This is a genomic window from Fibrella aquatilis (genome assembly GCF_017353255.1).
GTDB lineage: Bacteria > Bacteroidota > Bacteroidia > Cytophagales > Spirosomataceae > Fibrella > Fibrella aquatilis.
Genome location: NZ_JAFMYU010000001.1, coordinates 256,039 through 269,521, shown reverse-complemented (window position 1 = coordinate 269,521; position 13,483 = coordinate 256,039). Strand labels below are relative to the sequence as shown.

General features: G+C 54.9%; 13 protein-coding genes and 3 tRNA genes. 6 read left to right on the top strand and 10 right to left on the bottom strand.

The annotated features are described in order from the left end of the window. Positions 1-36 precede the first annotated feature (36 nt). From J2I48_RS01115 to J2I48_RS01105, 3 genes are read right to left on the bottom strand one after another with little or no spacing between them, the layout of a single operon-like run. Positions 37-1,227, bottom strand: a complete 1,191-nt coding sequence (locus J2I48_RS01115) for an acetyl-CoA C-acyltransferase (protein ID WP_207333532.1) — start codon at positions 1,225-1,227, stop codon at positions 37-39. Between the two features lie 32 nt (positions 1,228-1,259). Next, positions 1,260-1,985: a tetratricopeptide repeat protein gene (locus tag J2I48_RS01110; protein ID WP_207333531.1), complete on the bottom strand. Its 726-nt coding sequence runs from the start codon at positions 1,983-1,985 to the stop codon at positions 1,260-1,262. Positions 1,986-2,029: 44 nt separating this feature from the next. Further along, on the bottom strand, positions 2,030-2,980 hold the full coding sequence (locus J2I48_RS01105; RefSeq protein ID WP_207333530.1) for a VWA domain-containing protein: 951 nt from the start codon (positions 2,978-2,980) through the stop codon (positions 2,030-2,032). A 204-nt stretch (positions 2,981-3,184) separates the two neighbouring features. Here J2I48_RS01105 and J2I48_RS01100 point away from each other — a divergent pair. The 6 genes from J2I48_RS01100 (at position 3,185) to J2I48_RS01075 (ending at position 6,708) form a co-directional block, all read left to right on the top strand. After that, a tRNA-Ser gene (locus J2I48_RS01100) sits at positions 3,185-3,274 on the top strand. A 41-nt stretch (positions 3,275-3,315) separates the two neighbouring features. Further along, a tRNA-Pro gene (locus J2I48_RS01095) sits at positions 3,316-3,392 on the top strand. Positions 3,393-3,480: 88 nt separating this feature from the next. Beyond that, positions 3,481-3,554 (top strand) — tRNA-Arg (locus tag J2I48_RS01090). A 176-nt stretch (positions 3,555-3,730) separates the two neighbouring features. Further along, on the top strand, positions 3,731-4,402 hold the full coding sequence (locus J2I48_RS01085; RefSeq protein WP_207333529.1) for a hypothetical protein: 672 nt from the start codon (positions 3,731-3,733) through the stop codon (positions 4,400-4,402). 173 nt (positions 4,403-4,575) lie between these two features. Continuing rightward, positions 4,576-5,544, top strand: a complete 969-nt coding sequence (gene trxB, locus J2I48_RS01080) for a thioredoxin-disulfide reductase (RefSeq protein WP_207333528.1) — start codon at positions 4,576-4,578, stop codon at positions 5,542-5,544. Positions 5,545-5,646: 102 nt separating this feature from the next. Further along, positions 5,647-6,708, top strand: a complete 1,062-nt coding sequence (locus J2I48_RS01075; protein WP_207333527.1) for a peptidoglycan DD-metalloendopeptidase family protein — start codon at positions 5,647-5,649, stop codon at positions 6,706-6,708. A gap of 88 nt (positions 6,709-6,796) precedes the next feature. Here the strand turns inward: J2I48_RS01075 and J2I48_RS01070 are convergent, their stop codons facing one another. The 7 genes from J2I48_RS01070 to J2I48_RS01040 all read right to left on the bottom strand — a co-directional run bounded on the left by J2I48_RS01070 (position 6,797) and on the right by J2I48_RS01040 (position 13,427). After that, positions 6,797-7,144 (bottom strand): heavy-metal-associated domain-containing protein, encoded by a 348-nt coding sequence (locus J2I48_RS01070; protein WP_207333526.1) that lies wholly within the window; start codon positions 7,142-7,144, stop codon positions 6,797-6,799. 59 nt (positions 7,145-7,203) lie between these two features. Continuing rightward, positions 7,204-7,560, bottom strand: coding sequence for a four-helix bundle copper-binding protein (locus tag J2I48_RS01065; RefSeq protein WP_207333525.1), 357 nt, complete (start codon positions 7,558-7,560; stop codon positions 7,204-7,206). A 46-nt stretch (positions 7,561-7,606) separates the two neighbouring features. Further along, entirely contained in the window at positions 7,607-9,010 is a 1,404-nt protein-coding gene (locus J2I48_RS01060; protein ID WP_207333524.1) for a hypothetical protein, read from the bottom strand. A gap of 24 nt (positions 9,011-9,034) precedes the next feature. After that, positions 9,035-9,865 carry a heavy-metal-associated domain-containing protein gene (locus J2I48_RS01055; RefSeq protein ID WP_229375702.1) on the bottom strand — a complete coding sequence of 277 codons (831 nt, stop codon included), beginning with the start codon at positions 9,863-9,865 and terminating at the stop codon, positions 9,035-9,037. Positions 9,866-9,934: 69 nt separating this feature from the next. Next, the gene (locus tag J2I48_RS01050; protein ID WP_207333523.1) at positions 9,935-10,564 is read right to left on the bottom strand and encodes a 3-keto-disaccharide hydrolase; all 630 of its coding nucleotides are present in this window, start codon (positions 10,562-10,564) and stop codon (positions 9,935-9,937) included. Positions 10,565-10,635: 71 nt separating this feature from the next. Further along, complete coding sequence (locus J2I48_RS01045; protein ID WP_207333522.1) at positions 10,636-11,199, bottom strand: helix-turn-helix domain-containing protein; 564 nt, start codon at positions 11,197-11,199, stop codon at positions 10,636-10,638. 5 nt (positions 11,200-11,204) lie between these two features. Then, positions 11,205-13,427, bottom strand: coding sequence for a TonB-dependent receptor (locus J2I48_RS01040; RefSeq protein WP_207333521.1), 2,223 nt, complete (start codon positions 13,425-13,427; stop codon positions 11,205-11,207). Between the last annotated feature and the right edge of the window lie 56 nt (positions 13,428-13,483).

Sequence of the window (13,483 nt, the reverse complement as noted above, 5' to 3'; positions counted from 1 at the left end):
AGCTCACCACTTAGCACTCACCACTTACCACTAGTTTCATAGTCGTTCAATAACAATAGCAGAAGCCCCGCCGCCGCCGTTGCAGATACCGACGGCGCCGTAGCGGCCATTTTTTTGGTGCAATACGTTCGTCAGCGTGGTCACGATGCGGGCACCCGATGCCCCTAATGGGTGTCCGATAGACACCGCCCCGCCGAACACATTCATTTTTTCCTGTGGAACGCCCAGTACCTGGCTAAAGGCTAACGGCACCACCGCAAAGGCTTCATTGATCTCGAAAAAGTCAATCTGATCAGCCGTCAGGCCAGCGCGTTCCAGGGCTTTGGGCACGGCTTTGGTGGGGGCGGTGGTAAACCATTGTGGCTCCTGCTCGGCATCGGCGAAGGCCAAAATACGGGCCAGCGGCTTCAGGCCCAACTCGGTGGCCTTTGTGGCGCTCATGATCACCAGCGCCGCTGCTCCGTCGTTGATGGTCGAGGCGTTGGCCGCCGTGACGGTGCCCGTTTTGGTAAACGCTGGTTTCAGGGCCGGAATTTTGTCGTAGAACACGTTTTTGAACTCTTCATCGTCCGACACAATCACCGGTCGGGATGCCGCACCACCTTTTTTTCCGGGCACTTCTACCGGCACAATCTCTGCGCCAAACGCCCCCGATGCCGTGGCGGCTTCGGCGCGACGATACGACTGCACGGCGTAGGCATCCTGCGCTTCGCGGCTTAGCTGGTAGCGGTCGGCGGTGGCATCGGCAAAAACCCCCATGGCGCACTCATCATAGGCATCGAGCAAACCATCTTTGGCAAGCCCATCGACCAGTTCGGCGTTACCGTATTTATAGCCAAACCGAGCTTTAGGAACGTAGTAGGGCACATTCGACATGCTTTCCATGCCCCCGGCCACAATCACGTCGGCCAGGCCGAGCTGAATGCTCTGGGCCGCCAGCATGATGGCTTTGGTACCTGATGCACACACTTTGTTAATAGTAGTGCAGGGAATATTGGCGGGCAAACCGGCTTTGAGTGCCGCCTGCTTGGCGGGTGCCTGACCCACATTAGCCGACACCACGTTACCCATATACACTTCTTCGACCAGTTCGGGCGCAACACCGGCCTTGGCTAGTGCCCCCTTAATTGCCGCTGCACCCAGATCGGTGGCCGACAGCGTAGACAATGCCCCACCAAAACTTCCGATAGGGGTACGCACGGCGGCGATAATGACGGCTTCTTGCATGATTTACTTATTACTTGTTTATTGATGAATGTTTACCAGCGCCCAGCGGTTCCCGCCGTAGCCCGATGCTGCTGTCGCCGACGGGCCAGTTCATAGGGTAGATCGTCGGTTTGCAGGGCATCAAGCAGTTGGCGGGCCTGTTCTTCGGTCATGTTCAGGTTCCGGAAGGGATTCAGTTTTTCCTGCTGCTGCGCCGATTTATCTACCTGCCGAGACACCGGCTGCGCGGTGGCGGCAGCCTTTTTAGGTCGCTTTGGGGTTTGTTTCCTGCCCGAATAACGCGGCTTAAGCCATTCGTAATTCAGGCGGGCAGCGCTGTTTTCAGGGTCGCTGAGCAACGCACGCTGAAACTGAGAAAGGGCGGTGGCGGTGTCGCGACGATAACAGGCCAGCACCCCCAATTGCGCCGCCGCAATGCTGAGAATCGGTGGCGCCACTGCGCCACTCACCAGACTATAATGATGACCAGCCGGGACAAACTGGTGAAGCTGGAAATAGATATGAGCCACAGCCAGATGCTCCATCGGCGTAACCGGGTCGCCCGTTTCGAGCACAGTACTGAATTGAGTTAGGGCCTGGTCGTACTGCCCGCGCTGATAGGCAAGCTCAGCCTGCTTGCGTGCCCGGTTGCGCCGTGAAATTAGGCCCAGCTTCGATTTGGCCAGGTACGTACCATCCAGCACACTATCGCCCACGACCGCATTTCCCAGAAAGGGAATGAGCAGGACATATAAGGTCAGGCGAATAACAAGCATCATACCGCCCAAAATTACGGAAAAAGGGCAAGCGAGGACAAAACAGACTACAGCCGGAATGTCCGTACCGTAATCAGCACGTCGAGGGCGATCAGGATCAGTGCCACCCCCAGAAAATAATAGTATTTATTGGTCGATACGGCAAGTCTGCGCTGGTCGATTGTACGGCCGGGCAGCGTGCGCAGAGCTAGCCCAATCTGGTCAGCTACGCCGTCGGTACCGTCGAAATATTGCCCAGCCGTGTTGCGCACCAGTGTCCGCAGCCAGTCGCGGTTCAGACTGGTGTTGGCGATCTGCCCCTGCTCATCTTTCAGGTAAGTGCTACCCTCGCGAATGGGGCCGCCCGCGTCGGTACCCATACCCACGGCCAGCAGCGCAATGCCATATTGTCTGAACTGCGAAAGCATTGCCGGGGCGCAGGGGCCAAAATTTTCGCCATCACTAAGCAACACCACCGCCTGGGTATGGGCCTGCGTGGTGGAGTCGGTCAGGAGTTTTTGGCGGGCCAGCTCCAGGGCAGCACAGAGGCTGCTGCCCCCGGCAGGCTCGGTCTGCACGGCCCGGACCAGTTGCCCCAAAGCAGCGCGGTCGGTGGTCAGTGGCGAGAGCAGGAAGGCGTCGTCCGACACCAGAATAAGCCCAAACCGGTCAGTACTAAGCGAATCGAGGAGTTGCCCAACGGCATATTTTGCCCGTTCCAGGCGGGTGGGTGGCACGTCGGCAGCATCCATTGACCGCGACACGTCGAGCACCACAAACACATCGCGCCCCTGGGTAGAGATGCTGTGGGTAGCCTCGCCGAACAAGGGGCCGAGCAGGGCAATCAGTAGCATGGCCAATGCGCCTGACCGAAGCACAAACTTGGGCACCACGGCCCAGGGCGTCACGTTCAGCAGCCGCGCCAGCCGAAACGAGCGCACGAAATAATAGCTATAGAGTAAGCCAAAAGCACCTACAATACACCACTCGGCCAACGAAAACGGATATAGCCAACTCATACAGACTTTTTTTAGCCACAGCACAGAACGCCAAGCCAACTCATTGCCAATGGTTTGAGCCTGAAATGACCTGCCCTGACTACCATACGCTGCTGCGAAAATAGATCAATGAAAAAGAAAAATGGCCTTGTAGGTTGCGTGGTGCTGTAGGGTCGCCTATATTTGCACCCTAATCAAACGGAAACGGGCGATTATCAGCCGAGTGGAGAGATGGGTGAGTGGCTGAAACCAGCAGTTTGCTAAACTGCCGTACCCGCAAGGGTACCGCGGGTTCGAATCCCGCTCTCTCCGCCACAGTTTGAGCGTCTGTTTTTTAGTTTAGTTAGTAGAGTTTTCGGGGTGTAGCGTAGCCCGGTATCGCGCCTGCTTTGGGAGCAGGAGGTCGTAGGTTCGAATCCTGCCACCCCGACCAAGAATGAGTTTAAAGTTTAACGTCTAAGGTTTGATGTTTTTCCCGAAACGTCGAACACTACACTCAAAACTTTAAGCTCATTTTTTTTGGTCCCATAGCTCAGTTGGATAGAGCATCTTCCTTCTAAGAAGGCGGTCGTTGGTTCGAATCCAACTGGGATCACTCAGACTATCAAGCACTTACGATATTTCGTGAGTGCTTTTTTGCGTTTGATGTGACTGCCTCTGCCCAATAAAAATAACGCTTATTCCTCCGTTCGCTCAATAGCTTACCGGACACGCAATTTTGCATAAGTGGCTTGTGGCTAGCTGGTTAGTTTGCCAAAAAACGCAAACACCATGCATACGCTTCGTATCCTCACGCTGGCCCTTTTGGTAGGGTCTTCAGCGATGGCTCAGCCTGCTTCCAAATTCACGGCCACCATCAACGGCAAACCCTTTGAGGCTAAAGGCCAACGCCTCAAATTACCCCTGCCCGGCTCTATGCGCTACCTGGCTATTGCGGGCATGAACGTAAATCCCGACGTGCAACTATGGCTCCGTTTTTTCTACCTCAATGAATTAAAGCCCGGCACCTACAGGATTCTGGCCGAGAATGACAAATCGGTGAAGGAGACGTTCAATAAAGAAGCGGCAGACCGTTCTAACGCCGTTTATGCCCTGCTCGACTATACCGAAGAAACCAAAGGTATGGGTCACGCCTTTCAGGATGGCGAGTCGTATGAAGGAACGGTGACCATTAGCAAGGTGACTGACACCAGTATTGAAGGTACGTTTTCGGGAACCATGAAAGGGCAGACCTACAAGAAGCGGGTCATGGCTACCCTGGGGGGATTCGGGCTGCGGCAAAACCTGGAAGACAAAGCCATTACCGCTGCCGGAGGTGGCATGTTTGTGAAGGGCGATCCGCACGAGCATAACAACACCAAAAAGGGCGACAAGACCGACGATATTGTGGTGACCAACGGTACCTTCAACGTGGTTTGGGGTAACGACGACAAAAAGCAATAAGGGCTCAAATGAAGTCAGAACGGGGTTTTGGGCGTCTTCAGGCAGCGTGAGATCGACGACGTACATTGGTTTCGTAGCGAATTTTTTCGACCTTTGCACGTGTTGTCTAGTTAACGGCTTTTGTTAGTTTACGACTGACTGAAACCGTTTTTAGTCAACCTACTATCGCTCTTATGAATCCCGAACACGTTCATTGTCTGATTATTGGCTCCGGCCCGGCGGGCTATACCGCTGCCATTTATGCCGCCCGTGCCAACCTGAAGCCCGTTTTATATCAGGGTGGTCAGCCCGGTGGTCAACTGACTATTACTACCGAAGTAGACAATTTTCCGGGTTATCCAGAAGGTGTACAGGGGCCACAAATGATGCAGGACCTGGAACGGCAGGCCACCCGCTTTGGTACCGACGTGCGCTATGGGTTGGTGACCAAAGTGGCCTTCAGCGAGAACCCGGGTCCCGGCTCACCCCACCGCGTATGGGTCGATGACGAGCTTGAAATCACGGCCGACAGCGTTATTATTTCGACGGGGGCCTCGGCAAAATGGCTGGGATTGCCTTCTGAAATGCGGTTGAACGGTCATGGCGTGTCGGCCTGTGCCGTGTGCGACGGTTTCTTTTTCCGTAACCAGGATGTCGCTATTGTGGGCGCGGGCGACACCGCCGCTGAGGAAGCCTCATACCTGTCGAATATTTGCCGCAAAGTATACATGATTGTTCGCCGGGGCGAAATGCGGGCTTCACGCTTCATGCAGCAGCGCATTCAGGCGAAAGAAAACATCGAGATTTTGTGGTATACCGAAACGGTCGAAATTCTGGGCGACGATGGCGTGACGGGTGCCCGGGTCAGGCATACGGAAACTGGTGAGGAAAGCGTTCTTGACGTGACCGGCTTCTTTGTGGCCATTGGCCATACCCCCAATACCAGCTTGTTTAAAGATTACCTCGACCTCGACGATCACGGCTATATTCTGACCGAAAAAGGCAGTACCCACACCAACATTCCCGGCGTATTTGCCTGTGGCGATGCGCAGGATAACGTCTATAGGCAGGCCGTAACGGCCGCTGGCACCGGCTGCATGGCCGCGCTCGATGCCGAACGTTATCTGGTCACGCTGGAGATGCAGGATATGATGATGAGTTAACCTAAAACACGAAACCAAACCCAAACGCAGACATCCGGGCCGGAACAATTACCAAAGCCTCCAGCCCCGTTGCCTGCGTTTGTTGTTCGTTTCGTTCTATACATGAACGTACGTGTAATATTGTGGCTGTTAGCCATTGGTTGCCTGGGTGCAACGGCAACCACACAGGCTCAGGAACGGGGTAAATTCAAGAACGATACCAAGTTCACGCCTAAAAATAACTCCTCTAATCAGCCATCGAGCAACCAGCAGAAAGCTGAGGACATCTTCGAGCAGGAAACCACCCAACTTCGTTTCAATAGCCAGTTTGAGCCAAAGAAAGAGTTGAACCCGGTGGTGAGCGAAGACACCAGCAGTATTGATCAGGGTGAAACCAGCGTGGTGGAAGTGATTGATTCGGTGCTGGTTGGCGACGAGTGGATCAAAATTGCCGACTACTATTCGGTGTGGGATTCGCGCAATATTGACCCCTACAACATTGACCCCCGCGAGTTTGATCAAGTGGTTGACTTAAAGCTTTACGACCCCAAGGCCAATCACTTCTGGTCGGCTCCCCTCGACGATGGGAAGATGACGTCGCAATTTGGGTTTCGGTGGGGGCGGCGGCACACGGGCGTTGACCTCGACCTGGAAACCGGCGATCCGGTCTATGCTGCATTCGACGGCATTGTGCGGGTGGTCAGCTGGGACGGCAACGGTTATGGCCGGTACGTACTGGTGCGGCACTATAATGGCCTGGAAACCCTCTACGGCCACATGTCGAAGCAACTGGTGGAGTCGGGGCAGTTAGTAAAAGCGGGAGATCAGCTTGGTCTCGGTGGCAACACGGGTCGCAGCTACGGCGCCCACCTGCACTATGAAACACGCTACGAAGGCAACCCCTTCGACCCGCTCAACATTTACAGCTTCCCCGCCAACACGATCAATTCTGACCATTTCCTGCTGACACCCGCCGTCTGGGACTATACCCGCGGCGGAAACCGGTCGAGTGACCTTTCGTTCAAACCAAAATTCAAACGGACGGTACTTCATAAAGTCCGCCACGGCGAAACACTATCATCAATCGCTAGCCGCTACGGCCTGTCTATCAGTTCCTTAGCCGAAAAGAACCGCCTCTCATCCCGCTCCCGCATCCACACCGGGCAGAAGCTGAGAGTGAATTGATTCTGGATTGCGGATTTTGGATTGATTGCTGACGCTAGAGCAAACGTACTCTGGCGTCAGCAATCAATCCAAAATCCGCAATCCAAAATCAATGTCCCATACCGCCTTTTTTGCAGCAGCTGGGTAGTTTGTCGTAGCCTTTGGGGTCGGCGGTTACTTCGTCGGCGTCGTAGCCGGTTTTGGTGATGTTGGCTTTCAACTTGGCCACATCGGTTTTGGCAGAGTTGTATTTAATCGTCACCACCTTCGTCGTTACGTCGAGATTGGCTTCTTTCACCCCTTTCTCGAAGGCCAGATTCCGCTCAATCCGGGCTTTGCACATCTCGCAGATAGCCGACGTCTTGATTTTTACTTCTTTGTCTTTGTCATCGGCAAACACAGACGTGCCCACCAGCGAAAGGGCCAACAGGCCGCTCAGAAACAGGTTTCGGTTCATGAATTGATTCGTTAAGGTTTTCGACAAGCCCAAAAGCTAATCGTTTAACAAGTAAGGCATTACATCTGGTTCGCCATCTGGCGGCACTCGGCCTCGCAACGGCGGCACGCTTCGGCGCAGGCCTTGCAGTGCGCCATGTGGTCGGCGTGTTTTTCGCATTCGGTAGCGCAGGCAGCACATACGTCGGCGCAGAGTTGCATGTACTGCTTCATAAACTGCGACCCGCGCGCTTCTAACCGACCACAAAGTGTGCAAATATCGGCACAGTCGCGGCAGAGTTTAACGCACAAGGTCATGTCGTGGTGTTTGCTGTCCTGATCGCCCATTTCCAGGCAGGCAGTCACGCAGCGTTCGCAGGCTTCAGCACACTCGAAACAGGTGTCGGCGTGGCCGTGGGCATGATTCATCGTTTCCATAATAGACGTTGGTTTATTGGTTTTACTGAAAATACTGATAGAAGCATTACCGCATAACCATCAGAGCAGGGGTCAGCCGCAGGTATAACTGGCCCGACAGGGGCATGTTGCCGTAGATGGGTCGCAGTTCGCCGTTGGGCATACTGGCCGTTAGCTGTGCCCCAACAACGAGGTCGGTGTTGGCGTGGCGCACCAATCGCCAGTTGCTGCCGAGGGTTAAATTATCTACGTTGACCAGGGCTTTTTCGGCATCTCCAGCAGCGGGCAGCACCAGTTCGGCCAATGATTTGGTCACGTTTTCATAGCGGCCATACAGGGCAAGTTTCCCCAGTTGCAGGCTGGTTTCGGCGAGGTAGGCGTTTTCGCTCACACCATCGTGGTTGTTATTGCCCCAGATCAGCGACGACGTCAGGTAGTGGTCTCCCCCACTCAGCACTTTGCTATGCAACAACGAAGCGGTTGTTCGGCGCACGTCGCCGTGGTTGGCACCTGATTCTTCCGGGCTTTTGATTAGCCCCTGCGACACCTGTAGCGCCAGTCCCGGCGAAGGATTTACTGAGAGACGGTACGAATAGCTATCGAAACGGGGTTTGTCGAAATTATACCGGTATTCATCGGGTTCGCGGCCCGTAAAGCTCGACACCTCCACTTTGGCCCATTTATAGCGAAAACCCGCCGTGGCCACGCCAAACGTAATATGCGTGGCGTCGATCCAGTGGTGGCTGAGTGGCGCGTCGGAGATGTTGAACGACGAAATCCGGTGCATGAACGCCGGTGCACCCAGCGCTGGTTCGCCGGGGTAGCCTACGTAGATATAGGCGTCTATGTCGCGGCTGATGGCGTGGGCATACGAAACAGACAGTTCCGAAAACAAATCGTGCGGGTGTTGCCGGTCTACCAGGGGCTGTCCTCTGTAGCTTTCGCCGGTTTGGAACAGCAGCGGGTACCCCCCGTTGGTCACCGTGAGCGGGTCGAGCGACATCATCAGCTTAGCCGTAAATAACCCCCGTTTGCCCACCGTGCGTTGCGCCATGCCCATAGCCCAGTTGGGCGCGTCGAACCGCGACGCATACCCACGGCGGGCTGTGTTGGTAAAATTTTGGTGGGTATGTCGCAGAAAAACGCTGTAATGGAGCATGTACATCCAGCCATCATCGCCGTGCTTCATGTAGGCATACATCGGCGTCTGGTCGGGCATCCAGGCCGTACCGGAGCCGTTGCGGTTCATGGGCAAATTCCGCGACAGCGTATGCGACATACTGCCCATAGGCATCTGGTCGTGGTTCATTTTACCATGACCCATCTGGCTGTGGTCCATTTTTGAGTGGTCCATTCCTGGCATGGGTTTAGTCGTGTCAGCGGGCATGTTCATGCCGGGCATCGAATGGCCCATATGCTGCGCAGAGGCAGAAAAGGTGCCCAGGCAGAGGGCAAGAAATAGATTTTTCATAGATTGTTGAGTAATGCGAACCAACTACATCATAGCCAGCATCAGGGCGGCCATGCCAATCATCAGCCCATCTTCTACAATGGTGACGGTGGTCATGGGCAGATTAAAGACCGACCCCAAACAGGCGCACCGGATCTTCCGCTTGTTTATCACCGACTGCACCACACCCACCATGCTGATACCCATAACAACCAGCGTCACCACGTTTGTAATCAACGGGTTGACCTGCGTCAGGTAGGCCACGCCCAAAGCCAGTTCAATAAACGGATAGACGAACCCGTAGCCCGGCATAGCCTTCGCCACAATGTCATACATGCGGTAGCTGCTGGCAAACCCACTGATATCGAGCAGTTTAAAAAACGAAAAGACCAGAAAGAAGCCTGCCATAAACGTGCTCATAGCCCGCATCCAGTCGAACGTACCCATGCGGATTTCGACCAGGGTCGTTATCCCCAGCAGAAAAGCCAAAATAATCAGCAGCGGTTTGTAGGTAGTAGCCGACGGTTCGGCAAGGTCAGAATTGGCCAGGGGTAAAGCTGCCGCAGTTGGCGCGGTGAACACGTCGGCCTTAGCCTGGTTATGGCCGCCCATGGTGTTGATCACCTGCACCTCGTCGGTGAGGGAATAAGCACCAGCTTTGCGTACGGCCCGGTCCAGTTCGGCCGTGTCGATATGGCCGCTCATGCTCACCACCGCCTCCTGCGGGTCGAGAGAGACGGCCACTTTTTTAACACCGGGAACCGCTTCCAGGGCCTCCTGCACCCGCCCCACGCAGGAGCCGCAATGCATACCGTCGAGTTTATACGTATGAATCATGATTGTCTGTAGCTGTAGTCGATACAGGTGATCGACCATACAAAGGTACGGCCACGGGCAGGGGCGTATTTTACAGAATTAAGGCCGAAACTTACAGGGTTTATGTACCTATTTTAACTCGCTGAGTTGAATAGCTCGGTACGACGCTTCGGCATTGCCACCACCATGAATCTGCAAGCCAATCAGGCCCGACTGCGGCAGACTGGTATCTGCCTCGGTGTAGTCTACGGTTTGTTGGCCATTGAGGTAAATCTGAATGTGGCGACCTTGGCAGCGAACCCGGTAGTCGTTCCAGTCATTGGCCCGTAATGTTCGGCTAATCAGGATCGAGTCGGCCTGCGCGAGGGTCTTATTACGCCGCGATTCGTCGTAGAGGCTGGCCCAGAAGCCCTTACCCAGATCGGCCTGGTACCCGATCATTTCGTAGGCAGGGTTAGTGGCCCGCCTGCTCCGAAACTGCACACCCGCGTTGACAAAACCCGTACCTATTAGCTTGAATTGCAGTTTCAGGTCGAAATTGGCGTAGGTACGGGTGGTACACAAAAACTCGTTGTGGGGCGTAAGCCGGTCCGTAGATCCGCCCACCAAAGCCCCGTCACGAATGCGCCATGTCTGCATCGTGTCTCCTTCCCAACCAGCAAAGGTTCGTCCGTTGAAGAGCAGCCGGGACCGTGCCTGTTGGTGAAAGCCAACGGAAAGCAGCAGGGCAATAAACGTAACAACATAGGGTCGGGACATGGCCGTAAGGGGTGGTTTAAATGAATGGGACTGTAAAAGATACGTACCAACAGTAGTTAGCAGTTAGCTAGTCAGACTTCATCTATCGATTGCCGACCAACCGGCTCTTTCTTGTATTGACCTGGCGTTTGTCCAGTCACCGATTTAAATTGATTCGTGAAATGCGGCACACTGCTGTAGCCCAGGTCAAACGCAATCTCGCCAATGCTTTGCTGACCGTCCTGCAGCAGCGCTTTAGCCCGTTCAACTTTCAGCGCAATCAGATACCGCTCAATGGTGGTGCCCTCTGTCGCCGAAAACAGGTGGCTCAGATACGTGTAATCGTAGCCCAGTTTTTGGCTCAGGTAGGCCGATACGTTTTGGTGAGCCGGGCGTCCAGCTTTATAATTTACTTCGTTGACTAACAGTGCCTTAACCTGCTCAACAAGCATTTGTTTAGGGTCGTCCAGCAGGGCAAAGCCTTCCGATTTTAGCGCTGTGTCAACGACCGCCCGGCTCAGGTTGGCAGGCCATTTTTTTACTACCACCCGGCCCAACGTCACCGTTTCCAGGGTAAATCCCAGGTTTTCAAGCAGGCGTTGTACTGTACGCAGGCACCGGTCGCAGACCATGTTCTTTATTCGTAATTCGGTCATGACGCTCAGGGTTCAAGAGTGTAGCGAAAGCCAGCGTAAACCATTGCGCCCGTCACGGGACCCCAGTTTTGCCCGGCAGCGTCGAAGTTGGCACCAAGGGGATCGGCCGCACCTAGGATGGGGTTGGCCTGCCGGAAGCCCGTCAGGTTTTCGCCGCCGAGGTATACCTGAAACGTACGGAAGCTTCTGGTAATCTGCGCGTTAAGATTCATAAACGAGGGCGAGTAGTACCACGTCATGGCCGAATAGGTGGTGTGCGTATGCGTCTCGTTCTGGTCGGGCAGTCGTTTGGGGCCGTTCCATTGCAGGGTCGCGTCGAACTTCCATTTGTCGTAGGGCAGGGCGTAGGCGGCGTTGAGCAGCACCCGGTCGCGACTGACCATCATGCGGGGCATGAGTACGCTCTCGCCCAGGGGGGCACCCATACTTTGGCGGGCATCGAACAGGCGGTAGGCCAGCTTTATTTCAGCGCGTTTGATCGGGGCCACCGTCAGTTCAGCTTGCAGGCTGTTGGCAAACGAGACGCCCTCCAGGTTATAAAACAGCAGTTGATTCGGCTGGTCGGGATCCACGATCAGCTGATTCTGGAAGTCTGTCCGGCTGGCATCGAGGGTGAGTGTAGCCTTCTTTCCGAAGAGCAAAAACTCGTTGGTCAGGCCCGCCGTGTAGGTCCAGGCTACTTCAGGGCGGACGTTGTAGTTCAGAAACACCTGCCGCGACGACACCAGATAGCCATAGTTTTCGGCCAGCTGATTGGGCGTCCGCCAGCCCCGCCCCGCCGACAGCCTCGCCGTTAACTCGCTGTTTATGTGATATTTAACATGCAGCCGGGGTGTCCATTGCAGGCCATACAGGTTATGCGCATCGAGGCGATTGCCGATCACGAGCGCCAGCTTTTCGGGATACACGTAGGCGTACTCAAAAAAGGCTCCCGGCACCGACTCGTCGCGGTTGAGCACCTGCGCTACGTAGCGCTCCCGGTAGGAGTCGAGCAGGTAGCTGATGCCCGTTTTCACGGTATGATTAGTGTTGCCAATGATGGTCTGGTAGATCAGGTTGCCATAGACCGTTTGCTGATTGCCGCTGTAGGTCCGCACCCCAAATAACGACTGCTGATCGAACCAAGTAGCGTTTAAAATCAGGCCAAGGCCCCGGTAGGGTTTGTCGGGATAGAGCCGGGCCGTTTTGCTGAACAGCTCGGTGCGGCGGGTCTGGTTGGCAAATCCATAACGGTAGGCCCCTACCCCACTCAATTGCCCACCATCGCGGTTTTCCGACAGCGCTTTAATGCCGAATTGCGCCATCCAACGGTCAGAACTGTACTTGGCGCGTGCCACACCGTTGTATTGGTTGTAGAGCGGCAGATCGCGGAAGCGGTCGTGGTTCTGGTCAATCTCGGTTTGCAATGTACTGATATGGCCCAGTGCGCCAATGCTCCACTTACCAGAGAGTGGCTGCGAGTAATTGACGTTTCCCTCCAGCCGCCCAAAGCTGTTGGCATAGCCGTTGAAAAGAAAATTGGGCTTCTCTGCACTAGCCTTATAGTCAGGCTTTTGCAGTTCAACATTAATCTGTCCGCTCATGGCCTCGTATCCATTCACCACCGACCCGGCCCCCTTGCCGATGTCGATGCTCGTGATCCAGGTGCCGGGCAAATAATTTAGTCCGAACGTGGTGGCCAGCCCCCGGATGGTGGGGATGTTTTCAACGTTGGTTTGAACATACTGCCCGCCCAGACCCAGAAACTGAATCTGTTTGGCACCCGTCACGGCGTCGGCATAGGACACGCTGACTGAAGCGTTGGTCTCGAAACTTTCCGACAGGTTGCAGCAGGCTGCTTTGGCCAGCGTGCGTTGGGTAAGCACCTCAGTCTGAATGGGATTGAGCCGGTCTATCTGGGTGTTGCCAGCTGTGACGACCACCGCGTTCAACTCTTGCACAGCCTGGAGCGCTACCACCACCGGCGTTGTGAAATCGGTCACGGTGAGGGTATCGGTCTGGTAGCCAACGTAGCTGATAATGAGCCGGTTGGTGGCAGCAACAGAATCGATGTCAAATTGGCCGTTGATGTCTGTGGAGGTAGGTTTAAGCAGACCCAGCCAGTAGACGTTGGCACCAAACAACGGGGCCATCCGGCCTTTGTCGAGCGCTTGTACTCGCCCCGACAGGGTTTGGGCGTTGGTGGCTATTGCCACAAGTAAGCAACTGATACTGAGAAGTAATCGCATGATTGGTAACCAATTAAGGTAAGCACGAAAAGCCCTTGTCGGACTCGACAGGGCAC

Excerpts from the sequence above, each read along its gene's own strand:
- J2I48_RS01115 (WP_207333532.1), bottom strand. The coding sequence starts at position 1,227 with ATGCAAGAAGCCGTCATTATCGCCGCCGTGCGTACCCCTATCGGAAGT.
- J2I48_RS01110 (WP_207333531.1), bottom strand. The coding sequence starts at position 1,985 with ATGATGCTTGTTATTCGCCTGACCTTATATGTCCTGCTCATTCCCTTT.
- J2I48_RS01105 (WP_207333530.1), bottom strand. The coding sequence starts at position 2,980 with ATGAGTTGGCTATATCCGTTTTCGTTGGCCGAGTGGTGTATTGTAGGT.
- J2I48_RS01085 (WP_207333529.1), top strand. The coding sequence starts at position 3,731 with ATGCATACGCTTCGTATCCTCACGCTGGCCCTTTTGGTAGGGTCTTCA.
- trxB (WP_207333528.1), top strand. The coding sequence starts at position 4,576 with ATGAATCCCGAACACGTTCATTGTCTGATTATTGGCTCCGGCCCGGCG.
- J2I48_RS01075 (WP_207333527.1), top strand. The coding sequence starts at position 5,647 with ATGAACGTACGTGTAATATTGTGGCTGTTAGCCATTGGTTGCCTGGGT.
- J2I48_RS01070 (WP_207333526.1), bottom strand. The coding sequence starts at position 7,144 with ATGAACCGAAACCTGTTTCTGAGCGGCCTGTTGGCCCTTTCGCTGGTG.
- J2I48_RS01065 (WP_207333525.1), bottom strand. The coding sequence starts at position 7,560 with ATGGAAACGATGAATCATGCCCACGGCCACGCCGACACCTGTTTCGAG.
- J2I48_RS01060 (WP_207333524.1), bottom strand. The coding sequence starts at position 9,010 with ATGAAAAATCTATTTCTTGCCCTCTGCCTGGGCACCTTTTCTGCCTCT.
- J2I48_RS01055 (WP_229375702.1), bottom strand. The coding sequence starts at position 9,865 with ATGGTCGATCACCTGTATCGACTACAGCTACAGACAATCATGATTCAT.
- J2I48_RS01050 (WP_207333523.1), bottom strand. The coding sequence starts at position 10,564 with ATGTCCCGACCCTATGTTGTTACGTTTATTGCCCTGCTGCTTTCCGTT.
- J2I48_RS01045 (WP_207333522.1), bottom strand. The coding sequence starts at position 11,199 with ATGACCGAATTACGAATAAAGAACATGGTCTGCGACCGGTGCCTGCGT.
- J2I48_RS01040 (WP_207333521.1), bottom strand. The coding sequence starts at position 13,427 with ATGCGATTACTTCTCAGTATCAGTTGCTTACTTGTGGCAATAGCCACC.